This window comes from Shewanella sp. SACH (assembly GCF_001887095.2).
GTDB lineage: Bacteria > Pseudomonadota > Gammaproteobacteria > Enterobacterales > Shewanellaceae > Shewanella > Shewanella baltica.
Genome location: NZ_MPDG02000001.1, coordinates 1,201,094 through 1,224,247, shown reverse-complemented (window position 1 = coordinate 1,224,247; position 23,154 = coordinate 1,201,094). Strand labels below are relative to the sequence as shown.

The following is a 23,154-nucleotide window of genomic DNA, read 5'->3' as shown; positions in this document are numbered from 1 at the left end:
CTAGAAGGTCACTGATGCTTTGATGGCTTCAAACGTTTTGAACGCATCAGGCATGTATTCTTTTTCATGAATGAGTGGGTACGGGGTATCTAAACCACAAACGCGGCTGATGGGCGACTCAAGATACAAGAAGCATTCTTGCTGGATTGTCGCGGCAATTTCACCTGCAAAACCACCAGTTAATGGCGCTTCATGGTTAACCAGCAAACGTCCGGTCTTTTTAACTGAATCGGCAACGGTATCGATATCCCAAGGTGACAAGGTGCGTAAATCAATAATTTCGCAGGAGATCCCTTCTTTAGCGGCCATGTCGGCGGCTTTTTCAAGGATTTCCATTTGCGCGCCCCACGCCACTAAGGTGATGTCTTTACCTTCGCGAACCACTTCAGCCTTGCCCAGTTCAATTTCATAATCGCCCGCTGGCACTTCGCCAACCGATGCGCGATATAAACGCTTAGGCTCAAAGAAGATCACTGGGTTTTTGTCACGAATTGACGCCAACAGCAGGCCTTTGGCTTGCTCTGGGTTACGTGGTACCACTACTTTTAATCCCGGTGTCTGGGTAAAATAAGCTTCGGGTGATTGCGAGTGATAATGGCCGCCAGCAATGCCGCCGCCATAGGGCGTACGGAACACTAATCCACCGACATCGAACTCATTACCGCTGCGGTAACGGAACTTAGCCGACTCGTTGACGATTTGATCGAACGCCGGAAAGATATAATCGGCGAATTGGATTTCCGCCACAGCAGTCATGCCATTTGAGGCTAAACCATTGGCAAAACCGGCAATACCTTGCTCTGTCAGCGGGGTATTAAAGCAGCGATCGCGACCAAATTTTTCTTGAAGACCGGAAGTGGCGCGAAATACCCCACCAAAGTGACCCACATCTTCACCAAAAACCACCATGCGCTCATCGGCTTGCATGGCTATCGACAAGGCCTCATTGACGGCCTGTAACATATTCATTTCAGCCACGGCTTATAGTCTCCCTGCACTTTTTGGATAGGCTTGCGGATATTTTTTGATATGTTCTTTAAGATCGGCGAGTTGCTTTTTCAGCACTGGCGTCGGCTTGTCGTACACATCTTCAATAATTTCATCCAGCATAGGCACAGGAATTTTTTCAGCCACTTTTACCGCAGCCAATACTTCTTCACGATATTTCTCATGCAGTTTCACATCATCCGCTTCAGCTAACCAACCTTTGTTGATAAGCCATAATTTGAAGCGTTTAACCGGATCGTGTTGCTGCCACTTGGCTTCTTCATCTTTCGAGCGATAACCTGATGGATCGTCTGATGATGAATGCGCGCCGAGACGGTAAGTCATGGCTTCAATCAGCACAGGGGCATTATGCTCAATCGCATAAGCGCGGGCTTGCTGCGTTGCCGCTAACACGGCCAACATGTCATTGCCGTCAACACGAATCGTGTGCATGCCATAACCCACGCCGCGACTCGCAATACCGTTACCGGCAAACTGCTCTTCAGTTGGGGTTGAAATGGCGTAGCCATTGTTACGACAGAAGAAAATCACTGGACACTTCAATACTGCTGCCATGTTTAGACCGGCATGGAAGTCCCCTTCCGATGCAGCGCCTTCGCCAAAATAGCAAACCGCGACGTTGCGCTTACCTTGCATTTTTAAGCTGTAGCCCACACCAGTCGCCTGCGGGATTTGTGTCGCAAGGGGTGAAGAAATCGTTTGATAATGCAATGCCGCACTGCCGTAATGGATTGGCATTTGGCGACCTTTACCGAGATCTTTCTCGTTACTGAACATCTGATTCATAAACTGTTCAGTGGTAAAGCCGCGATAACGCAACGCCGCATGCTCACGGTATTGCGCGAGGATAACGTCCTCTTGATCGAGTGCGGCCACACTGCCGACAATCGCCGCTTCTTCACCCGTACAGGTCATGTAGAAGCTGATGCGCCCTTGACGCTGGGCACCTAACATACGTTCATCGAGTACCCGAATGAACACGCAGGTATCGTAAATTTTAGTGGCTAAGGTTTCATCTATCACAGGCAAAACCGCGGTTTCATAAGTGGTGCCGTCGGCTTGTAGAATTCGAAGGATAGGAATGTGTAGCGATGCCTTATCCAAGAAGCCGACACGGTGCACTGTATCAGTGTTGAGTGTTGCTTTGCTCATATTGTGCTCTTGTTATCTCATTACGCACCAAAGCGTTTTGATGCGTCTGTTTATACGAATATGCCCGACGAACATTACGTTAACGTAAACTACCTATCAACCATTGGCATAGCTCAAACCACAAGTTATCCCTGCCTCGCATGTATATATTGCTTTACAAGCCTAACGCACGTCCGCATTCACTGCAGGGATCAGGCAAATCACAGTGCGATTGCCAATAGGCACTTTGGCATTAGGGAACACGACAGACTCAAACTCATGTTCCACTTTAATTTCTTGCCCACCTTCCCGCGCTAATACAAAACCTTTCGGGAAAGATCTGAAGTTTTCGACATCGGTTGCGAAGGTAAATTCAAAATCATCGAAATGTTTATTGATGACGCGGCACACTTGATACAAGTTAACCTTATCGGCATCAAATGCATCTAACTCCAACGGCTTAGCGGTGATCAAGCGCATAAACATTTCATGGGTCGCAATAAAACGCGTCATGTCGTTCTGCCCCATGGGATACACTTTGCCAAGCTCAATGGTAAAGGCATCGGCGCCGTAGCGTTCGGAGGAAAAATAGCTAAAGGTCGTGGTCGGTTCGTGGTGAAAAAGTACCGTATCGACGCCGCTTGCGGCTAAAAACATGATTTGCTCGCCGCTAAAGGCACGCCCTGGACGATAGGGATAAATAGCGAACTTTTCATGCTTCGAGGCGCGCATCGCCGTGTGCAGATCATAATGAATGCGCTGACGACCATCGGCAACCGCGGTATAAAAACGGTCGACATAGGCTTCGAGTTTTTTGGCGCGCACTCGCTCAGGATTGACTAATCCCGGAGGATTGGAATGCTCACCACTAAAGAGACGATTCATGTTCTCATCGATAATCCGCGTGCCGTTATTAATCGCTAATGGGTTACCAATCAGGAATAAAGTGCGCTGTTTAGCGATGATCTTTTGCTGTAAAAGCTGCTTAATTAAGCCATTGCAGAGTTCAATGGGCGCGGTCTCGTTACCGTGAACACCGCAAGAAAGGACAACATCTTTTCCTTCATTCTGGGCGGGCTCAAAAACGATAACGCCGGTATCCCACACTTCAACTTGGGTATGGTCGCCTAAGCTAAATGAAAACTCGCCATCGAACTGTTCAGGATGGGCTAAGGTGAGCGCTAAAAAATCCTTTGAATCTAACAGAGCTTGTAACACAGAATTCTCCTTATAATGGTGTGTAACAGTAACGGCGCAATAGCATCAGTGCAGATAGCAATAACCACTCAAGCATTCATCTCACCGCGGTTAGGCTGACTCGCACCTTAAAAAGCGGCTTCAATACTAACACATGTTTTTAATGCTGTTCTCAGACATTTATCGCCATAGGACCCAGTTTTGAACGGAATAAGATCAACGCGGCGCTTTGCTATGCCGAGTGTAAATTTCCCATGCCTTTATCGAAAAATCGTCCAGCATAAATATTCCTGCTAGAGGCTTGCTTTTGCGCGCGAGTTTTATCACAATCCTTAGCCATCTAGACTTCTATTGGATTTAATTATGGCGTTAGCAACCTTTGGTGCCGGCTGTTTCTGGGGCGTAGAGTATTTTTTTAGACAAGTGAATGGCGTATCGAATGCCACCTGCGGTTACATGGGCGGCAATAATAGCGCGACCACCTATGAAGAAGTCAAAAAAGGCAAAACGGGCCACGCCGAAGTGGTACAAGTGGAATTTGACCCTGCCCTGGTCAGTTATGAAGACTTGCTCGAGGTATTTTGGAAAAACCACAATCCAACCAGTCTGAACATGCAAGGCGGAGATATAGGCACTCAATACCGCAGCACGATTTTCTTCCATGACCGTGAACAAAAAGCCGCGGCAGAAGCCTCAAAATTAGCTTTTGCCCGCTCAGGTCGTTGGGGATTACGCCATATCGTGACTGAAATTGTGCCATTGCAACAGTTCCATGTGGCAGAGGAATATCACCAAAATTACATCGATAAGAATAACTTACCGAGTTGTCATATCGAGTACTAAATACGGTCAAATCAGCATGAGTTTAATACTCATAGCTTAAATAGACATAAACAAAAACGCACTCAAAACTGAATGCGTTTGTTTTTAATACTTTATAAACCTACTGCTGCGTTAAGCGTTCAGCGCCTTATCAATTAATGCCTGCGCATCTTTGATGATTTCAGCTAAATGCTGCTCACTGATAAAACTCTCGCCGTAGATCTTAAATAACGCTTCCGTGCCCGATGGACGCGCGGCAAACCAACCATTCGCCGTAGTCACTTTGATGCCACCAATGGCCGCATTATTGCCCGGCGCATGGGTTAACACGTTTTCGATTGTCTCACCCGCAAGCACAGTGGCATTTAAGGTTTCTGCATTTAATAACGCAAATTTGGCCTTGTTTTCAAGACTGATTGGGCTATCGATACGTTTATAAAAACTTTGGCCAAATTGTTTTACTAGCTCTTGATGGCGTTGACCTGGAGTTTTACCTGTCACCGCAAGAATTTCTGCAGCAAGTAACCCTAGAATAAAGCCGTCTTTATCTGTACACCACGTAGTGCCATCACGGCGTAAAAATGCCGCGCCAGCGCTCTCTTCACCGCCAAAGGCGATGGTGGCTTCGGCTAAACCATCGACAAACCACTTAAAGCCCACAGGCACTTCGAGTAATTTTTTGCCATGGAAAGCACAGATTTTATCGATAAGCGCACTCGATACTAAGGTTTTACCTATGGCTAAGGTATCGCTCCAATCCGGTCTGTGCGTCAGTAAATAATCGATAGCGACCGCAAGGTAGTGATTAGGGTCCATCAAGCCGGTACCAGGGCAGACAATGCCGTGACGGTCATAGTCAGGATCGTTACCAAGGCATAAATCAAAGGATTCTTTATGGGCGAGTAACCCTGCCATCGCATAGGGAGACGAGCAATCCATACGGATTTTGCCGTCTTTATCCAGCGGCATAAAGCTAAAGCTTGGGTCAACTTTATCATTAACTAAGGTGATATCGAGCCCATAACGCGCGGCAATCGGAGCCCAGTAGAAAATCCCTGAACCACCGAGCGGGTCCACACCGATACGCAGCTTAGCGTTGGCAATCGCCTGCATATCGATAACATTCTCTAAATCAGCCACATAGGGCGTGATCAAATCAATGGCGTTGACATAGCCTGAGGCCAGTGCTTCGGCATACGCTAATTTTTGCACGCCAGCTAACGCTTGGCGCAAGTAATCATTGGCACGCGACTCAATCCAAGCCGTGATATTACCTTCGGCCGGTCCACCATGGGGTGGATTGTATTTGATCCCGCCATCTTGAGGCGGATTATGGGAAGGCGTGATAATCAAACCATCGGACAGTGCCGCACCTGTGATATTGGCTTCGCGATTGGCGCAAATCACCCCATGGGACACCACTGGTGTTGGCGTGAAACCATCATTCTGTTGGATGTGCACTGTGACTTTATTTGCCGCCAGCACTTCAATTGCCGATAAATAAGCCGCATAGGATAACGCATGGGTGTCAATCCCGAGGATCAACGGCCCATTGATATTCACCGATTGGCGGTAATCCACCACAGCTTGGGTAATCGCCCAAATGTGTTGTTGGTTAAAACTGCCATTAAAAGCGCAGCCTCTGTGCCCAGAAGTGCCAAAGGTGACGCGTTGTTGTACATCATCCATATTTGGCGTGATGCTGTAATAATGGCTCATCAGTTTTGGAATATTGACCAGATCCGTCTGATTAGCGATTTGTCCTGCCCTTTGATGTATTGCCACCTATGGCTCTCCTGCACTCAATTACAATTAAAAACAATGATTAAACTTAGCTCAATAGCTGATGAAACGGCTCACCCGCGGATTAAACGCGCTCGGCGATGCCAGCTGCAACCGTTGCATCACAGCCAAATTGCACTAAGACTTCAGATAAAATGGTGCGTTTCTTGGCGGTATTGTTGTTGCTTGTCACCCAGAAACCACTGGTACCGATTTCTTTAGGATTCGCCGATGCGCTCGCTTCCAGTAATTGCTCTTTCGAACGGGCAAAATACAAACGATCGCGCCCTTGGATCTGCAGAATTTGCGAGAACTGCTCTGGGGCTAATTGATACAGACTTTCGAGCAAAAAGAGGAAACGCCCTACCGCGCCTTTTTGTTGCGATAACAGATGTTCATCGACTAAGCGACTGAAGTCATTCACAGCAGGTGCAGCTTGCACCGCCACAGCTTGAATCGGCTCAGCCTCTAAACTTGGTTGGCTTATCGCCAAAGGCTGAGGTGGTTCGACCGCATCGACGGACAGGCCGAGTAATCGACGAAGAATGTCAGAGGCGCTCTCACCAATACGTTCTGTTTTGCTGGCAATATGACGATAGAGCTCTTCATCAACTTCGATATATTTCATAACCTTAATTATCCTTTGTTATTCGACAGGCTTAACCGAAAAAAGTGTACCACAGCGATCGGGGCAGATCATTGCGATCGGTTACCAGTGTATCCATGTCTATCAATCTGATAAAGCGCCATTATTCTAAAAATGCGTGAAATAGCACAGCAAACTAGCAGATAATCGACAATTGCCGAAAAAGCGCCCAAGTTCATCGCCGCATACACGCCAAAGTGGCAACTGACTTGTCAAGCCAACGGCATTAAGGGCACAATTCGCGCCACGTTAAGCTAAACATATCCAACAGGAATGACCATGAACTTTGTTTCTACAGGCCAAGGACCCGCAGTACTCTTGATCCACGGCTTGTTCGGCAACCTAGATAACCTCAAAGGCCTAGGGCAAGTATTAGAAAGCCAGTATCAGGTTATTCGTGTCGATGTGCCCAATCATGGTTTAAGTGAGCATTGGGATGAGATGGATTACCCTCGCCTCGCCACGGCCATGGTTGCATTACTCGACGAACTGGCTATTGAACGCGCCCATATTGTGGGTCACTCCATGGGCGGTAAAATCGCCATGGCGACGGCGTTAGCCTTTCCAGAACGCATTATCAGCATGGTGGCAGCAGATATAGCCCCCGTCGCCTATGAGCCAAGACATGACTTAGTGTTTGCCGCATTAGAAAGTCTGCCCTTAGAAGGTCATACTGACAGACGCTTTGCCCTTAACCACTTAATAGACAAAGGTATCGACGAAGCCACCGCGCAGTTTTTACTCAAAAACCTGCAACGTACCGATACTGGCTTTCGTTGGAAGCTGAACTTAAGTGGGCTAAAGGCTTGTTATCCCAATATTATTGGTTGGCACAATCAGGCGCCAAATCCAGTGCAAAGCTATAGTGGCCCGAGTCTATTTATTCGCGGCGGTGACTCAAATTATGTCACTGGTGAGCACAGAAGCGCTATCATGGCGCAATTCCCTGCGGCGCAGGCGAAAACCCTCGAAGGCTGTGGTCATTGGTTACATGCACAGAAACCCGCCATCTTTAACCGGATTGTGTCTGAATTTATTGACAAACAAGCAATGTAAATCAGCAGCAAACTCGACCTAAAGCATATGGCAGCCGCCATCTTGATGTGATATATTCGCGCCTCTTTTGGCCTTAGAACACTCTCGAGGACTAAGAAAGTATGTTATCTCAGTACATGGAACAAATTGAAACCATCGGCCTGAACCTGTTTTTTGCCTCGATATTTTTCTTTATCGGCATGGCCATCCACGATGTGCTTAAACAAGGTAACGTGCCGAAATTTGGTCGATTTATTGTTTGGTTAGTGTTATTTCTCGGCTGCGCCGGGTTTATTGTAAAAGGTATTATCCAGATCACTTGGGAAGGCTCAGGGATCGGTTAACAATAAGAACATGGCAAAAGAAGCGACAGACAGAACCACCATTGACCTTTTTGCCAATGAAAAGCGCCGGGGCCGCCCACGAAGTAATCCTTTGTCCCGTAGCCAGCAGCTTAAGGTCAACAAACGCAATCAAATCCAGCGCGATAAAGCCAACGGATTAAAGCGAATAGAGTTAAAGGTGTCACAAGATTTGTATGACGCCTTGAATGAGCAGGCATTGGCCAGTAACATCAGCCGTAGCCAGTTAATCGAATTAATTCTTCAGCAACAAGTTGAGTGCTGAACGAGTACCAGCAAGATTAACGTAATAAGTGAACTAGACATTAAAGGATAGACAATGGCAACTGTAGGTCTTTTTTTCGGTAGCGACACAGGTAACACCGAAGCCGTAGCCAAGATGATCCAGAAAAAACTGGGTAAAAAAATGGTTGAGGTGAAAGATATCGCCAAAAGTACCAAAGAACAGATTGCAGAGTATGACTTGCTGCTGTTCGGCATCCCGACCTGGTATTACGGCGAAGCTCAATGTGACTGGGATGATTTCTTCCCTGAACTAGAGCAAATTGATTTTACTGACAAACTTGTCGCTATTTTTGGTTGTGGTGATCAAGAAGACTACGCTGAGTATTTCCTTGATGCCATGGGCATGGTTGGCGATATCGTTCAGGCGCGTGGTGGTATCATCATTGGTCACTGGCCAACTGCAAGCTACAACTTCGAAGCCTCTAAAGGCCAAGTTGATGACGACCACTTTATTGGTTTAGGTATCGATGAAGATCGCCAGCCAGAGCTGACCGAAGAGCGTGTCGATGCTTGGGTTAAGCAAATTTACGAAGAAATGTGCTTAGCTGAATTAGAAGACTAATTGGGCTAACCATTCGATTAAAGCGGCCTTAACGCCGCTTTTTTTATGCTTATATTTCTGACTAAGAATAACGACATACCACACTCATGACCAACACACCCCGCTCCACTCATTGGGATATCTTTTGTACCGTCGTCGATAACTATGGCGATATTGGCGTCACTTGGCGTTTAGCCAAACAAATGGCTAATGAGTACCAGATTCCCGTTAATTTGTGGGTCGACGACCTCGCAAGCTTCTCGCATATCTTACCGACACTCGATCCACTAAAAGCCGCGCAGACGTTTAATGGTGTGAATATTATTCATTGGAATAAGCCTTTACCCGTAGCGTTTGTCGCAGGAGCTGTGCTCATCGAAGCCTTTGCCTGTGAATTACCCGAACAGGTAAAAGCGCAGTTGGTTTATTTACATCAGAACGACCCCAGATCTGTGCCTATCTGGTTGAATTTAGAATATTTAAGCGCTGAGGATTGGGTCGAAGGCTGCCATGGTTTGCCTTCATTACAAGCCAATGGTTTAAAGAAGTATTTTTACTTCCCGGGCTTTGGCGCAAAAACCGGTGGGCTCATCTGCGAGCAAGATTTGTTTGCCGAGCGCGATGCTTGGCAAGCTAACTCAGCTAACAAATTACAGCTTTTTAGTCAGCTAGGTCTTAGAGGGATTGAGGCTCAAGATACTGTAATTAGCATCTTTAGCTATGAAACCGAGGCACTCCCCGCGTTATGCGAGTTATGGCAGCAATCGGCCGAGAAAATCCATGCGCTTATTCCCAAGGGGCGCAGCTTAAACAGTCTGACGCATTTACTGCCCTGTGATATTGCCGCGCTAGTGCCGGGTCAGCAGATAAATCATGGCAATTTAACCCTGCATATTTTACCCATGACAGACCAACAAGGGTTTGATCGTCTGCTCTGGAGCTGCGATTTCAATATCGTCCGCGGTGAAGATTCCTTTTTACGCGCTCAATGGGCCGCAAAACCCTTCATTTGGCATATTTATCCCCAAGAAGATGATTATCACCTCGTAAAATTAGAAGCTTTTCTCAAACTTTACTGCGATAATCTGCCACCTAAAATTGCTTGTTATTGGTCTGAATTGAATCTTGCGTTCAACCAAGCACAGCAATCTGCCGTGAGCCTTCACTGGCAAAACCTTAATCCTGTTAATTTGCCCTTGTTGCACCATGCTAAACAATGGCCAATTAATGCATTAAATGCTGCAGATCTCGCTACTCGACTAGTTCAGTTCGTTAAAAACAGCTAAGATACTGCGCGAAAACAGAAAAATCTAAATATAGGAAATAGTGTAATGAAAACTGCTCATGAAATCCGTCCTGGTAACGTGATCATGTTAGATGGCAGCCCATGGGTTGTGCAGAAAACTGAAACAACTCGTTCTGGCCGTAACGCTGCTATCGTTAAGTTAAAGTTGAAAAACTTACTGCTTAACTCTGGTACTGAAACGACTTTCAAAGGTGAAGATAAGTTAGAAGACATCATCCTAGATCGTCTTGATTGTACTTATTCTTACTTTGCTGATCCTATGTTTGTATTCATGGATGCAGAATATAACCAATACGACGTAGAAGCTGAAAACTTAGGTGATGCAGCGGCTTATATCGTTGACGGTATGGAAGAAACTTGCCAAGTGACTTTCTACGATGGCAAAGCTATCTCTGTTGAAATGCCAACCACTATCGTACGTGAAGTGATCTACACTGAGCCTTCAGCTCGTGGCGATACTTCAGGTAAAGTGATGAAGCCAGCAACTATCACTGGCGGCGGCACTGTTACTGTTGCTGACTTCGTGAAAGTTGGCGACAAGATTGAAATCGATACTCGTACTGGCGAATTCAAGAAGCGCGTTTAATCGCCTTTCTCGTTTCCAGACGAAGAAAAGCCAGTGCTTGCACTGGCTTTTTTGTTGCTGTTTTTTAGTCGCGTGATTTGTGGGATGTATTTGTGGAATGTCGAGTCACTCAAGGAAATAAAGCGTTATCCAGCCACATCCCCTCAGCAAATAAGTGCTAGCATTGCGGCCCTAAGAAGCGTCGCTCCCAAGCACCTATCTCACTCAAATAACTTTGAAACTCAATCTCCTTCACTGACACAAAACCCGTGACAAAATCATCACCGAGTAAGCGCCTTGCCGAATCACTTTGGCGCATTTGCGTTAATGCAGCGAGAAATGTCTGCGCTAAGTCATGGCTGCTCTCATAAGCACTACCGGTTTCTGGTGCGCTTGGGGATAGTTTTTCTTCCATTCCCGCAAGGCCCGCAGCAAGTGACGCAGCAACCATCAAATACGGATTGGCATCGGCGCCCGCAATGCGATTTTCTACCCGTCGCGCCACTGGAGCACTCAATGGCACACGTAAGCCTGTGGTGCGGTTATCTACGCCCCAGCTTAAATTAATCGGCGCTTGGCTGCCGGAAATGTAACGTCGGAATGAATTGATATTGGGTGCGAATAACAACATTAAATCAGGTAGATACTTTTGTAATCCGCCGATGTAATGGTGAAAATGTTCAGTATCGCTACCATCTGCATGGCTGAAAATATTGTTGCCTTTATCATCCACGACACTTTGATGTAAATGCATAGAACTGCCAGGTTGGCCTGCTATGGGTTTCGCCATAAAAATCGCGTTCAAGCCATGTTTAATGGCGATTTCTTTCGCCGCGTATTTAAACATAAAAGCTTGATCTGCTAAGGCCAACGGATCGCCATGCACTAAGTTAATTTCATATTGCGATAGCCCCATCTCATGGATCCAAGTATCACCTTTGATCCCAATCGCATCGATGGCGGCATTAAACTCATCCCAAAATGGCGCGAGTTCATTGAGCATATTCATGCTAAACGCAGATTGACCGTTTTCAGCTCGGCCACTTTTTGAAATGGGCGCCTGATACGGCGCACTCGGATCGGTATTGGCTTCAGTCAGATAAAACTCAATCTCAGGGGCCACCACGGGCGTTAACCCAAGGGCTTGGTAACGGGCCAACACATTTTTTAAAATAGAACGCGGCGCAAATGGGCATAAATTGCCATCGAGCAACACACAGTCATGGATGGCAAATGCGCGCGGCACTGTGGTCCACGGGATCATTTTTAGGGTGCTGTAATCGGGGACGAGTAACAGATCAGGATCAGCATCGGGGAAAATAGGATCGTAGGAATACTCACCGGTAATCGCCTGCATCGAAATCGCTTGGGCAATACGTAACTCATCACCCTTAGCAAAGCTTCGGGCTGGCATGAGCTTCCCCCTTGGATAGCCTGAGATATCAGGGAATAAACATTCGACATCACGTATTGTGCCATGCTGGAAAAACGCAGTAAGAAGGGTTGAGTCCATTTGATTCGTTTGCCACTAAATGTTGAAAATAACACTATGAAGGATGCAAAGTATAATCAGGCTTTGATTTGAAAAGCTACATGGCAACGATGAAATATGTAAAATATAAATGACAATTCCGTAAAATATAATTTGACATCAGCTGAGCGTCTTCATTTAAGAGTGTAATCACGGTTATCCTAGTTCAAGCCTAGCCACTCTCCACTCGGCTTTCCCCCACTTTAACCGCTGAACCCAATGACGGCAGATATAAAAAAACCAGCCGCAGCTGGTTTCTTATTCTAACAGTGACGAATTCTATAGTGACTTAGTTTACGCAATCACGATAAAGCCGATAAACGCCAGTACAGCGGCGATCAGCGCATAAGGTAACTGAGTCACTGCATGGCTCACTAAGTTACAACCAGAGCCTTGGGCGGCCAATACGGTTGAATCTGAGTAGAAGCACGCTTGGCTACCAAATGATGATGCCGACAACAAGGCACCAATCACTAATGGAATATCCGCACCCACCGATTGCGCTAATGGCATCACGATAGGAATGGTCACCGCAAAAATGCCCCAGCTCGAACCCGTCGCAAACGCGAGGATCGCCATGGATAAGAACACCACAGCAGGTAGCAATTTAGGTGTCATAAACGGGCTTAAGGATTCAATCACGTACTGCGGCAGTAATAACTGATCGCATACGTCCTTAAACACAAATGCCGCAATCACAGTGCTAATCGCCGGTAACATGCTCTTAAAGCCATCAATCATCTGATCCATCATCTCGGATAACGGCATCAAACGCTGCACAGCATAATAAGGGATAGTGATGACTAAAGTCGCCAGCAAGCCTTTCCACACGTCGATATCAAAGTACACGGTAAAGGCCACTAACAAACCAATCGGCACTAAAAAGTTATGCAGCTTGCCATGGTTATCGGCGTGCTTAAATTCCTCTTCGATGGCTTTAACCGCATATTCATCCGAGGTTTGTACTTGGTCGAAATCCACTTGGGCTTCTGCTGGCTCGCCTTGGGCGGCGCGCAGTTGCGCAGTTTTCATCGGGCCAATGGCAGGCACTATGCCAAGTACCACAAGTAGCACCATAGCCACGGCTAACCAAGCGTAAAGCATGTAAGGAATCGCTTGCATGTAGACAGCAATGCCCTGACCTTCGGCCGCAACACCGTTATCGACCAATAACCCACCAAAGAATACTGCCCAAGTCGATAATGGCACTAATACACACACAGGCGCGGCAGTGGAATCCACAACATAGGCGAGCATCTCACGGGACACTTTAAATTTATCCGTTACACGCTTCATGGTTTCACCCACGGTTAGCGCATTGAGATAATCATCAATAAAAATCACGATCCCAAGAATAAACGTCATCAACAATGAAGATTTGGGTCCCTTAGCAAATCTCAGTGCATTACGACCGAACGCTAATGCGCCGCCAGTGCGGACCAAAAGCGCAATCAGCGCACCAAAACCACCACACACCAGAATCAACCAACCTATGGTTTCATCGGCCATGACCTTCAATGACACACTGGCAAAATTGTTTAAGACTTGACTGGGATCGAGTAACAGGAAACCGGTTACCGCACCTATGATCAGAGATAAAATGGGACGGCGTAACCAAATAGCTAACACCAATACCACCAAAGGTGGGATGAGACTTAACGCTGTCGGTTCAGACATGCACTTAGGTCCTCTAAATAAATCGCCTAAAAGGCAAATGGTTTTAGAATAACGTCTGAAATCAACATGATTCAGAACGTCAACACAGCTGCTTCATGATGACTAACCCTGAAGATAAAACCCGCTAATTGCTTGCTATCTGAGGTGCCTTGCCAAAAACATCGCGCAGAAAATAAAGCGCATCGAATATTGAGTCAACTATAAATTTAACTTGATAGAAAATAATTTTAACGGCTGCAAACAAAATCAATATAATACAATGATTTTAAAGTCTTTTAACTCACTCGCAACGAAACCGTTTATGATCCTCTCAGCTTAATAAGCATTCAATAAATATGCCTATTTATCACAAGGTCATATACAGCTTGCATAAGTTGATCTTATCGAGGAACTGTGATTAAAAATCAATCATTAAGCTTTTGCTAAAATACACTTTTCCCCTACTAAGATTTATAGGACAAACAAATATAACGAAATAGCCGTCAGCCACTGAAAATGCATTTCCATCAAGCGTGATTATTTTCTTCCTGCATCCCAAAAACACGTAAAGCGGGTTTTATCTACCGTCAGTATTAGCTAAACACTCTTAAAACCTTCTTAAAGTCAGAATATAAAACTTGTTCTTATTTCATTAATTGACTGTTAAAGCATATTTAACTAAGTGGTATTTACAAAAAAAGTCTCATTCTGTGCTGCTCCCCCCTTTCATCTACAGTGAAATTTCGTTATGGTGCGCTAACTTAAGCCAAAACTTTATGCATGTTCCGAGGTGTAAATGCGCCCTATCATCAAATCCAACAAGCTGGATAGCGTTTGCTATGACATCCGCGGCCCAGTGCACAAGGAAGCCAGACGTTTAGAAGACGAGGGTCATCGGATCCTCAAACTTAACATTGGTAATCCCGCCCCCTTCGGTTTCGAAGCGCCGGAGGAAATTGTGCGCGATGTGATCCTTAATCTACCCAGTGCGCAAGGCTACTGTGAGTCAAAAGGATTATTCTCTGCCCGTAAGGCCATAGTGCAGCATTATCAAGCCCAAGGGATTTTTGGTGTAGATATCGAAGATATCTATATAGGCAACGGCGTCTCTGAACTCATTATGATGGCGATGCAAGGTTTGCTTAACACCGATGATGAAATTTTAATCCCCTCGCCTGACTATCCACTGTGGACGGCGGCGGCCAATCTCGCCGGTGGTAAAGCGGTTCATTATCGTTGCGATGAAGAAGCGGACTGGTTCCCCGATCTCAGCGACATTAAAAGTAAGATTTCATCGCGTACCCGCGGTATTGTACTGATCAACCCGAACAATCCTACGGGCGCGGTTTACAGCAAAGAATTACTGCTGCAAGTGGTTGAGCTTTGCCGTGAACACAGTTTGATTTTATTTGCCGATGAAATTTACGACAAAATTTTGTATGACGAAGCCAAGCATGTTCCTGCGGCTGGCCTGTCGGACGATATTTTAACTGTTACCTTCAATGGTCTATCAAAGGCTTATCGCGCAGCGGGCTTTCGTGTCGGTTGGATGATGTTGTCTGGCAATCTTAAAGCAGCGAAGAGCTATATCGAAGGTTTAGAAATGCTGTCCTCGATGCGCCTGTGTGCAAACGTGCCCAATCAACATGCGATTCAAACCGCGCTCGGTGGCTATCAAAGTATTAACGAGCTGATTTTACCTAAGGGTCGCCTGACAGTTCAACGGGATGCCTGTTACGAGCTGTTGAATCAAATCCCGGGCGTCAGCGTGAAAAAGCCTAAGGGCGCACTCTATGCTTTCCCTAAACTGGATATGAAGAAATTCAATCTGCGGGATGATGAGCGCTTAGTGCTGGATTTACTCAGAGAAAAGAAAATTCTGTTAGTGCACGGCACCGCCTTTAATTGGCCTGAGCCCGACCATTTACGAGTGGTTTTCTTACCCTATAAAGAAGATCTGAAAAAAGCATTTACCGAGTTTGGCGCCTTCCTCGAAAACTATCGGCAGTAGGTTTAGCCTCGACTAACAGTTTGAGTCATAAAGCGATCCTAGTGGTCGCTTTATTTTTAGCGATTTCGACAAATCCTCCACGCTCATACTCACGTGTCACCCAAGGCTGTGATAATCTAAGACTTCATTAGCGTCAATACTGCTTATTCAACTCGTGTCACGTCTTCCAATGCAGCTTGTCGCCTTTCTACTCACTCATTAGCAGGCAAACTAAGAGTCATTTATGTGCCGTTTTTAGAATACGAATGACGCTTATCCAACGCTGGCCCTCGAATTAACAGGAAAACTATGAGTCACTTATTTGCCCATTTAGCTCGAATGAAACTTATCCAACGCTGGCCTTTGATGTACAACGTTCGCACTGAAAATGTTCAGGAACACTCGCTACAAGTCGCCATGGTGGCCCATGCACTGGTGATCATCAGCAATAAAAAGTTCGGCACGACGCTTGATCCCCATCAAGCTACAAGTCTGGCGATTTTTCACGATGCCAGTGAAATCCTCACGGGTGACTTACCGACACCGGTGAAATACTTCAATAAAGAAATTGAAGCCGAGTATAAAAAGATTGAGGCGATTGCAGAGCAGCGCATGCTGGATATGGTGCCTGAGGAATTTAAAAAGGATTATCGTAGCCTCTTTATAAGCGATTACGCCGATCCCGTTTACAAGATCATAGTGAAATCCGCTGATACTCTGTGTGCCTATCTTAAATGTCTTGAAGAAAACCGCGCGGGCAACAGTGAGTTCAACACCGCCCGTAAGCGTCTCGAAGACATGCTGGCGACAAATCCTGACCCCGCAGTACAGTATTTTATGAACTGCTTTGTGCCCAGTTTCACCTTGAATTTAGACGAAATTAACAAGATGCTTTGATTTTCCACTCTCGCTAGGAATGCATATGACTTCAAGTGTTTGGCAAGAACGCCGTCATGGTGAAGATAAACAACGGCGTAACGATCACCGCAGCCCTTACCAAAGAGACAGGGCGCGTATTCTCCACTCGGCCGCCTTTCGCCGCCTGCAGGCCAAAACGCAAGTGCTCGGCGTTGGCATGAATGACTTCTATCGCACTCGATTAACCCACTCACTCGAAGTCTCGCAAATTGGCACTGGCATAGCAGCCCAGCTCAGACGCAAATATCCACAGCATAAGCAGCTGCTTTGCTCTATGAGCTTATTAGAGTCCTTATGTTTAGCCCACGATATTGGTCATCCTCCCTTCGGCCACGGCGGCGAAGTGGCATTGAATTACATGATGCGCGACCACGGCGGCTTTGAAGGCAATGGCCAAACTTTTCGAATTCTCTCTAAGCTTGAGCCCTACACATTAGATTTCGGGATGAACTTGTGTCGGCGTACCATGCTCGGGATTTTGAAATACCCCGCGCCGCACTCGAAGCTATTTGTCGCGGGCGAGCATAACGAAATCACCAACCATAGACAGCTCAAGCCGTCACAATGGCCGCCGGTTAAGGGCATTTTCGACGATGATAACGACATCTTCGCTTGGGTGCTTGAGCCGTTATCTGAGGCAGACCGCAGTCGTTTTACATCGACGCAGCAAGGATCACACCCCGCCCTGCACCACTATCCACATCTGCGCACTCAGTTTAAATCCTTCGATTGCTCGATTATGGAACTGGCAGATGACATCGCCTATGCGGTGCACGATCTCGAAGATGCGATCGTGATGGGTATAGTCACGGCATCCCAGTGGCATCAAGATGTTGCGCCGACACTGACCAACAGCGGCGATTCGTGGATACGACAAGAGCTTGCCGATATTGGCAATAAGCTGTTTTCCCATGAGCATCACCTACGTAAAGATGCCATAGGCACCCTCGTTAATGGCTTTGTCACCGCGATTGTTATCTCAGAAGATGACGTGTTTGAAGAACCATTATTACGCTTTAATGCCACCTTAGAGCCGGAATTTGCCATTGCGCTCAATGTGCTCAAGCAACTGGTTTATAAATACGTGATCCGTAAACCTGAGATCCAAATGCTCGAATATAAGGGCCAGCAGATTGTGATGGGTTTATTCGAAGCCTTCGCTTCCGATCCAGAACGTTTACTGCCACTGAACACCCAAGAGCGCTGGCGCGAAAGTGAGCAACAGGGTTTAAATAGTCATAGAGTCTTGGCGGACTACATTTCGGGAATGACCGATGAGTTTGCGGGGCGACTGTATCAACAGCTATTTAGCCCAAAAGCCGGCTCAAATGTGGAACTGAGCAAGGAAATGTAGGCAAGCAGACATTGCGCGGCCTGACTTGCTATAAAGCCAGACCGTTTGTAAATGTGCGAATATCTATAAAAGCTAGACTTTCTATAGCGCCAGCTATCACAGACATTCTTTATCAAAGGCTAAAGATGAAAGACAAAAAACCACCTTGCGGTGGTTTTTTTTTGTCGCTATTTCAAGCTCGACTTATAAAGCACCGATGGCGTCTTTACAAAGTTGAGTGATACGATCCCAATCGCCGTGTTCCATTGCATCCGTTGGCGCAATCCAGCTGCCACCAATACAATCGACGTTTTTCAGCGCTAAATAATCTTTATAGCTGCTTGGCGTAATGCCACCTGTTGGGCAGAAGCGAATGTCCGCTAGGGGACCCGAGAAGGCTTTCAGTGCATCCACACCACCCGAGGCTTCGGCTGGGAAAAATTTAAAGTGGGTGTAACCAAGCGCCATACCCGTCATCACTTCTGAAATGCTCGCAACACCAGGGATCAATGGTACAGGACCATGCATACCGGCTTTGAGCAGTTCAACTGTAGCGCCTGGGGTAATAATAAACTGCGCACCAGCGGCAATCGCAAGATCTAGCTGAGCTTCGTTTAGAATAGTGCCCGCGCCCACTAAGGCCTCAGGCACTTCTTTGGCGATTTTAGTGATAGCTTCGAGTGCGCAAGGTGTACGCAAAGTCACTTCTAACACGCTAATGCCGCCAGCAACCAGTGCTCGCGCTAATGGCACCGCATGTTCAATCTTGTTAATCACCATAACAGGAACAATAGGGCTGCGTTTAAAAATATCTTGTGGCTGTAGTGACCAGTTATTCTCAAGCATTGCGTTATTCTTCCTTTGTATTAATAAAGTTCATCGATGGCATTAGTACAACGCGCACCAGTTTCTGGACTGCTTAGATTGGAACGTAGCGCACTAAATAACTCGCGGCCCATGCCATAACGTGAGCGATGTAAATCGACTATTCCGGCGGTTCTGGTGGCAAGTTCTGCTTCAGAGACGAGCAGGCTCAGTTCGCCTGTTAACGCATCGACACGGATCAAGTCGCCATCTTTGACTTTGGCAATTAAGCCGCCATCTAAGGCTTCCGGCGTCAAATGAATGGCCGCAGGGACTTTACCCGACGCGCCAGACATACGACCATCGGTCAGCAGCGCGACTTTAAAGCCTTTGTCCTGAAGCGTGCCTAACAATGGCGTTAATTTATGCAGCTCTGGCATACCATTAGCTTTCGGGCCTTGGCCTTTAACCACAACCACACAATCTCTATCCAGAGCCCCTGCTTGGAACAAGGCATCGAGTTTGTTTTGATCGTCAATGACTACCGCTGGCGCCTCAACGACACGATGTTGTTCTTGTACCGCTGATACTTTGATCACAGCGCGGCCCAAGTTACCTTTCAGTAATTTCAAACCACCGTTACCTTGGAAAGGCGATGCGACTGAAGTTAACACTTCAGTATCTAAACTTGTCGTTGGGCCATCGACCCAGCGCAATTCACCGTCGAGCAGTTTTGGCTCTTGGGTATAACGGCGTAAACCAAAGCCCGCAACGGTATTCACATCTTCATGCAATAGACCCGCATCAAGTAATTCTTTGATTAAGTACGCCATGCCGCCTGCAGCGTGGAAATGGTTGATATCGGCGTGACCGTTTGGATACACGCGCGCCACTAATGGCACGGCATCGGATAATTCAGAAAAATCATCCCAGTTCACGATAATACCGGCAGCTCTAGCCGCGGCGACGATGTGCATAGTCAAGTTAGTAGAACCGCCGGTAGCCAAGAGTGCCACAATGCCGTTAACCACAGACTTTTCACTGACCACTTCACCGATTGGGGTATATTGAGTACCCATTTCGGTTAAACGACACACTTGCTTAGCGGCCATCTTGTTTAAGGCTTCGCGCAGTGGATCATCAGGATTTACAAACGACGAGCCTGGTAACTGCAGACCCATCACTTCAAGCATCAGCTGATTCGAGTTTGCAGTGCCGTAGAAGGTACATGTTCCTGCACTGTGGTAAGACTGGGCTTCTGCTTCGAGCAGCTGCGCGCGATCCACTTTACCTTGGGCAAATTGCTGACGAATACGGGCTTTTTCTTTGTTCGGGATACCTGATTTCATCGGCCCTGCGGGCACGAATAACATAGGTAAGTGACCAAAGCTTAAGGCGCCGATAAGCAAACCTGGAACGATTTTATCGCAAATGCCGAGCAGTAAAGCACCATCAAACATGTTGTGAGACAAGCCCACAGCCGTTGCCATCGCAATCACTTCACGACTCAGTAAGCTCAATTCCATACCGGGTTGACCTTGAGTCACACCGTCACACATGGCCGGAACACCGCCCGCCACTTGTGCAACACTGCCGACTTCCTGACAGGCTTTTTTCAGCAATTCAGGATAGCTTTCATAGGGTTGGTGCGCAGATAACATGTCGTTAAATGCCGTCACTATGCCGATGTTCGCCTTATTCAATTGACGCAATGCATTTTTGTCGTCTGGATTACAGGCGGCAAAACCATGGGCTAAGTTGCCACAGCTCAATGAGCTACGGTGTACACCATGGTTACGGGCATCATTCAATGCGGCGAGATAACCTTCACGTGACGCTTTGCTACGGGCAATAATTCTGTCGGTAACAGCTTGAACTACTGAGTGCATCTTGACTCCTTAAGCGCTCCAGAACACATCAACGGGCGTTTTACGCTGCGCTAATACGGCTCTGATAGGCATAGCATGGACATCATCACTTTCTAACGCTTGACGATATACGGATAATTTCTGTTCCCCGACCAAGTGCAGATAAATTTGTCTGCTGTTCAGAATCGCACTCTTAGAGAGCGTTATTCTGCCGTGGGGCGCTGTGGTGGGGTTAGTCGCCACGCACAGGGCTTGGGTTGTGAGCGCATTTTCAAGCTCAGCGCTACAGGGAAACCAAGAACATGTATGACCATCGTTACCCATGCCTAATACCACCACATCAAAAGGACGCGGGAAATTAGACAAAGACTCGGCGGCCATATCGGCGCCCGCTTCTGCGGTCGAAAACATGTTTTTTAAACCGCGGAATTTGGCATTCGACGCGCGGTTTTGTAATAAATGTTCACGCACTAGACGTTCATTAGAAGCATCGGCGTCGGCTTCAACCCAGCGCTCATCGGCGAGAGTGATATAAACATCACTCCAATCGATGGACTTCATGCTCAATAGTTGAAATAACTTAAGCGGCGTCGAACCACCGGAAACCACTAGGCTCGCTTTTCCGCGGGCATCGACGGCTTCCTGTAACTGGCTCGCAATCTTGCTGGCCAGTTGCTGTTCTAACGCACTTGGCGTATCGAAAGATTTGAATACGGTTTCTTTAATCATCAAAGTCTCCTACTCGTCCCACGAACGGCCATCTTTGGTGATCAAAGCAACTGACGCAACTGGACCCCAAGTACCCGCAGGATAAGGTTTTGGTTTTTCGTTGCTTTGTTCCCACGATTGAATAATGCCATCAACCCAAGTCCATGCCTGCTCGACTTCGTCGCGGCGCACGAACAGCGCTTGATTACCGAGCATAGCTTCGAGTAATAGACGCTCGTAGGCATCGGCGATACGTTCATTTTTGAAGGTATCGGAGAAGCTCAAATCGAGTTTAGTGGTTTGTAAACGTTGTTTCTGCTCCAAACCTGGCACTTTGTTCATCATCTGGATTTCAACCCCTTCATGGGGTTGCAGACGAATAGTCAGCTTGTTGGGTGGCAGATTACGGTAGCTTGAGCGATACAAGTTATGCGGTGGGTTTTTGAAATACACCACAATTTCAGAGCTCTTAAACGGCATACGTTTACCGCTACGTAAATAGAAAGGCACGCCCGCCCAACGCCAGTTGTCGATATCCACACGAATAGCCACGAAGGTTTCTGTGTGTGACTGAAGGTTAGCGCCTTCCTCTTCTAAATAACCCGGTACTGGGCTGCCCTTTAAGAAGCCTGCGCTGTACTGACCGCGTACGGTATTTTCATACACATTGTCAGAATTAATCGGACGCAGTGATTTAAGCACTTTGACTTTTTCATCACGGATGCTGTCAGCGTCTAAGTTGACTGGTGGATCCATAGCAACGAGCGTTAACACTTGCAGCAAATGGTTTTGGATCATGTCGCGCATCTGACCCGCTTTGTCGAAGTAACCCCAACGGCCTTCGATACCCACTTCTTCTGCTACTGTGATCTGGACGTGGTCAATCGTACGGTTGTCCCACTTAGAGGCAAATAAAGAGTTAGCAAAACGCAGTGCAATCAAGTTCTGTACGGTTTCTTTACCTAAGTAATGGTCGATACGGTAAACCTGACGTTCTTTGAAGTAAGCGGAAACTTGATCATTGATAACGCGAGAAGAGTCTAAATCTGAACCGATTGGCTTTTCGAGCACCACACGTGAATCGGGGTGGATAAGATCTTGTTCATGCAAACAACGGCAAATGTCGCCGAATATCGCAGGTGGCGTAGCAAAGTAACTGACCATGACGCGCTCTTCTGGTTTGAGCAGTTCATGGAAGGCACTGTAGCCAGCTGAATCGGTAAAGTTAGTGCCTATATAGTGGCAGCGGGACAGGAAACGTTGGAGAGTCTCTTCGCACAAAGGCTCTTTCACGAAGGTGTTTAATGCAAGCGTGACTAATTCGATAAACTCATCTTGAGTAAACTCGTCTTTCGCGACACCGATCACTTTCGTATCTTTATCGAGAAGTTCAGCTTTATCTAGCTGGTATAAAGAAGGTAACAACTTGCGTCGTGCCAAATCGCCTTTAGTACCAAAGAGTACGAAGTCACAAGCTTTGGCGCCTGATGTTGTTTTGCCCATTGCGTTACGATCTCCTTTGTATGTCGTGTCCCTTCATGTCGATGAAGAAATCCACACTTTTGTTGTAATATAACAACAGAATTTATTAAATGCATCTATTTTTATAAATATTAACATTCTAGCTAACTAGGCACTTACAGCATTAATCTGATATGCTTTTTGT

The 23,154-nt window shown here is 46.7% G+C and carries 21 protein-coding genes; 10 read left to right on the top strand and 11 right to left on the bottom strand.

Translation table 11 applies throughout. From position 1 onward, the window contains the following. From BM607_RS05330 to astE, 3 genes are all read right to left on the bottom strand, one after another. Complete coding sequence (locus tag BM607_RS05330) at positions 1–978, bottom strand: alpha-ketoacid dehydrogenase subunit beta (RefSeq protein ID WP_006081587.1); 978 nt, start codon at positions 976–978, stop codon at positions 1–3. Between the two features lie 3 nt (positions 979–981). Next, positions 982–2,160: a thiamine pyrophosphate-dependent dehydrogenase E1 component subunit alpha gene (locus BM607_RS05325; RefSeq protein WP_071939819.1), complete on the bottom strand. Its 1,179-nt coding sequence runs from the start codon at positions 2,158–2,160 to the stop codon at positions 982–984. Between the two features lie 162 nt (positions 2,161–2,322). Further along, positions 2,323–3,357 (bottom strand): succinylglutamate desuccinylase, encoded by a 1,035-nt coding sequence (gene astE / locus BM607_RS05320; protein ID WP_071939818.1) that lies wholly within the window; start codon positions 3,355–3,357, stop codon positions 2,323–2,325. Between the two features lie 342 nt (positions 3,358–3,699). Here astE and msrA point away from each other — a divergent pair, with 342 nt between their 5' ends. Continuing rightward, positions 3,700–4,179 carry a peptide-methionine (S)-S-oxide reductase MsrA gene (msrA, locus tag BM607_RS05315; RefSeq protein WP_006087174.1) on the top strand — a complete coding sequence of 160 codons (480 nt, stop codon included), beginning with the start codon at positions 3,700–3,702 and terminating at the stop codon, positions 4,177–4,179. Between the two features lie 111 nt (positions 4,180–4,290). On the opposite strand, the gene pgm is transcribed toward msrA, so the two are convergent. Further along, positions 4,291–5,943, bottom strand: a complete 1,653-nt coding sequence (gene pgm / locus BM607_RS05310; protein WP_071939817.1) for a phosphoglucomutase (alpha-D-glucose-1,6-bisphosphate-dependent) — start codon at positions 5,941–5,943, stop codon at positions 4,291–4,293. Between the two features lie 82 nt (positions 5,944–6,025). After that, entirely contained in the window at positions 6,026–6,568 is a 543-nt protein-coding gene (seqA, locus tag BM607_RS05305; protein WP_006087176.1) for a replication initiation negative regulator SeqA, read from the bottom strand. A gap of 297 nt (positions 6,569–6,865) precedes the next feature. Here seqA and BM607_RS05300 point away from each other — a divergent pair, with 297 nt between their 5' ends. From BM607_RS05300 to efp, 6 genes are all read left to right on the top strand, one after another. After that, on the top strand, positions 6,866–7,642 hold the full coding sequence (locus BM607_RS05300) for an alpha/beta fold hydrolase (RefSeq protein ID WP_011839908.1): 777 nt from the start codon (positions 6,866–6,868) through the stop codon (positions 7,640–7,642). A 101-nt stretch (positions 7,643–7,743) separates the two neighbouring features. Then, positions 7,744–7,965 (top strand): DUF2788 domain-containing protein, encoded by a 222-nt coding sequence (locus tag BM607_RS05295; protein WP_006081578.1) that lies wholly within the window; start codon positions 7,744–7,746, stop codon positions 7,963–7,965. 10 nt (positions 7,966–7,975) lie between these two features. Beyond that, positions 7,976–8,248 carry a LexA regulated protein gene (gene ybfE, locus BM607_RS05290; RefSeq protein ID WP_006081577.1) on the top strand — a complete coding sequence of 91 codons (273 nt, stop codon included), beginning with the start codon at positions 7,976–7,978 and terminating at the stop codon, positions 8,246–8,248. Positions 8,249–8,302: 54 nt separating this feature from the next. After that, positions 8,303–8,830, top strand: coding sequence for a flavodoxin FldA (gene fldA / locus BM607_RS05285; protein ID WP_006081576.1), 528 nt, complete (start codon positions 8,303–8,305; stop codon positions 8,828–8,830). Between the two features lie 86 nt (positions 8,831–8,916). Continuing rightward, the gene (gene earP / locus BM607_RS05280; RefSeq protein WP_071939816.1) at positions 8,917–10,095 is read left to right on the top strand and encodes an elongation factor P maturation arginine rhamnosyltransferase EarP; all 1,179 of its coding nucleotides are present in this window, start codon (positions 8,917–8,919) and stop codon (positions 10,093–10,095) included. A 45-nt stretch (positions 10,096–10,140) separates the two neighbouring features. After that, the gene (efp, locus tag BM607_RS05275; protein WP_006081573.1) at positions 10,141–10,701 is read left to right on the top strand and encodes an elongation factor P; all 561 of its coding nucleotides are present in this window, start codon (positions 10,141–10,143) and stop codon (positions 10,699–10,701) included. 157 nt (positions 10,702–10,858) lie between these two features. On the opposite strand, the gene BM607_RS05270 is transcribed toward efp, so the two are convergent. Next, positions 10,859–12,193, bottom strand: a complete 1,335-nt coding sequence (locus BM607_RS05270) for a glutamine synthetase family protein (protein WP_071939815.1) — start codon at positions 12,191–12,193, stop codon at positions 10,859–10,861. Between the two features lie 312 nt (positions 12,194–12,505). Next, positions 12,506–13,888: a Na+/H+ antiporter NhaC family protein gene (locus BM607_RS05265; RefSeq protein WP_006081571.1), complete on the bottom strand. Its 1,383-nt coding sequence runs from the start codon at positions 13,886–13,888 to the stop codon at positions 12,506–12,508. A gap of 775 nt (positions 13,889–14,663) precedes the next feature. Here BM607_RS05265 and BM607_RS05260 point away from each other — a divergent pair. From BM607_RS05260 to BM607_RS05250, 3 genes are all read left to right on the top strand, one after another. Next, positions 14,664–15,878 carry a pyridoxal phosphate-dependent aminotransferase gene (locus tag BM607_RS05260; RefSeq protein ID WP_071939814.1) on the top strand — a complete coding sequence of 405 codons (1,215 nt, stop codon included), beginning with the start codon at positions 14,664–14,666 and terminating at the stop codon, positions 15,876–15,878. 288 nt (positions 15,879–16,166) lie between these two features. Next, a complete protein-coding gene (gene yfbR / locus BM607_RS05255) occupies positions 16,167–16,754 on the top strand; it encodes a 5'-deoxynucleotidase (RefSeq protein ID WP_071939813.1) in 588 nt (195 codons plus the stop codon). Positions 16,755–16,779: 25 nt separating this feature from the next. Further along, positions 16,780–18,129, top strand: a complete 1,350-nt coding sequence (locus BM607_RS05250) for an anti-phage deoxyguanosine triphosphatase (protein ID WP_071939812.1) — start codon at positions 16,780–16,782, stop codon at positions 18,127–18,129. A gap of 183 nt (positions 18,130–18,312) precedes the next feature. On the opposite strand, the gene BM607_RS05245 is transcribed toward BM607_RS05250, so the two are convergent. From BM607_RS05245 to zwf, 4 genes are read right to left on the bottom strand one after another with little or no spacing between them, the layout of a single operon-like run. Beyond that, a complete protein-coding gene (locus tag BM607_RS05245; RefSeq protein ID WP_006081567.1) occupies positions 18,313–18,954 on the bottom strand; it encodes a bifunctional 4-hydroxy-2-oxoglutarate aldolase/2-dehydro-3-deoxy-phosphogluconate aldolase in 642 nt (213 codons plus the stop codon). Between the two features lie 20 nt (positions 18,955–18,974). Next, positions 18,975–20,801 (bottom strand): phosphogluconate dehydratase, encoded by a 1,827-nt coding sequence (gene edd, locus BM607_RS05240; RefSeq protein WP_006081566.1) that lies wholly within the window; start codon positions 20,799–20,801, stop codon positions 18,975–18,977. 9 nt (positions 20,802–20,810) lie between these two features. Beyond that, positions 20,811–21,509, bottom strand: a complete 699-nt coding sequence (gene pgl / locus BM607_RS05235; protein ID WP_006081565.1) for a 6-phosphogluconolactonase — start codon at positions 21,507–21,509, stop codon at positions 20,811–20,813. A gap of 9 nt (positions 21,510–21,518) precedes the next feature. Then, positions 21,519–22,991, bottom strand: a complete 1,473-nt coding sequence (zwf, locus tag BM607_RS05230) for a glucose-6-phosphate dehydrogenase (RefSeq protein WP_006081564.1) — start codon at positions 22,989–22,991, stop codon at positions 21,519–21,521. Positions 22,992–23,154: the final 163 nt, after the last annotated feature.

Coding starts and splice junctions, on each gene's coding strand:
- BM607_RS05325 (WP_071939819.1), bottom strand. CDS start 2,160: ATGAGCAAAGCAACACTCAACACTGATACAGTGCACCGTGTCGGCTTC.
- msrA (WP_006087174.1), top strand. CDS start 3,700: ATGGCGTTAGCAACCTTTGGTGCCGGCTGTTTCTGGGGCGTAGAGTAT.
- seqA (WP_006087176.1), bottom strand. CDS start 6,568: ATGAAATATATCGAAGTTGATGAAGAGCTCTATCGTCATATTGCCAGC.
- BM607_RS05300 (WP_011839908.1), top strand. CDS start 6,866: ATGAACTTTGTTTCTACAGGCCAAGGACCCGCAGTACTCTTGATCCAC.
- BM607_RS05295 (WP_006081578.1), top strand. CDS start 7,744: ATGTTATCTCAGTACATGGAACAAATTGAAACCATCGGCCTGAACCTG.
- ybfE (WP_006081577.1), top strand. CDS start 7,976: ATGGCAAAAGAAGCGACAGACAGAACCACCATTGACCTTTTTGCCAAT.
- fldA (WP_006081576.1), top strand. CDS start 8,303: ATGGCAACTGTAGGTCTTTTTTTCGGTAGCGACACAGGTAACACCGAA.
- earP (WP_071939816.1), top strand. CDS start 8,917: ATGACCAACACACCCCGCTCCACTCATTGGGATATCTTTTGTACCGTC.
- efp (WP_006081573.1), top strand. CDS start 10,141: ATGAAAACTGCTCATGAAATCCGTCCTGGTAACGTGATCATGTTAGAT.
- BM607_RS05270 (WP_071939815.1), bottom strand. CDS start 12,193: ATGGACTCAACCCTTCTTACTGCGTTTTTCCAGCATGGCACAATACGT.
- BM607_RS05265 (WP_006081571.1), bottom strand. CDS start 13,888: ATGTCTGAACCGACAGCGTTAAGTCTCATCCCACCTTTGGTGGTATTG.
- BM607_RS05260 (WP_071939814.1), top strand. CDS start 14,664: ATGCGCCCTATCATCAAATCCAACAAGCTGGATAGCGTTTGCTATGAC.
- yfbR (WP_071939813.1), top strand. CDS start 16,167: ATGAGTCACTTATTTGCCCATTTAGCTCGAATGAAACTTATCCAACGC.
- BM607_RS05250 (WP_071939812.1), top strand. CDS start 16,780: ATGACTTCAAGTGTTTGGCAAGAACGCCGTCATGGTGAAGATAAACAA.
- BM607_RS05245 (WP_006081567.1), bottom strand. CDS start 18,954: ATGCTTGAGAATAACTGGTCACTACAGCCACAAGATATTTTTAAACGC.
- edd (WP_006081566.1), bottom strand. CDS start 20,801: ATGCACTCAGTAGTTCAAGCTGTTACCGACAGAATTATTGCCCGTAGC.
- pgl (WP_006081565.1), bottom strand. CDS start 21,509: ATGATTAAAGAAACCGTATTCAAATCTTTCGATACGCCAAGTGCGTTA.
- zwf (WP_006081564.1), bottom strand. CDS start 22,991: ATGGGCAAAACAACATCAGGCGCCAAAGCTTGTGACTTCGTACTCTTT.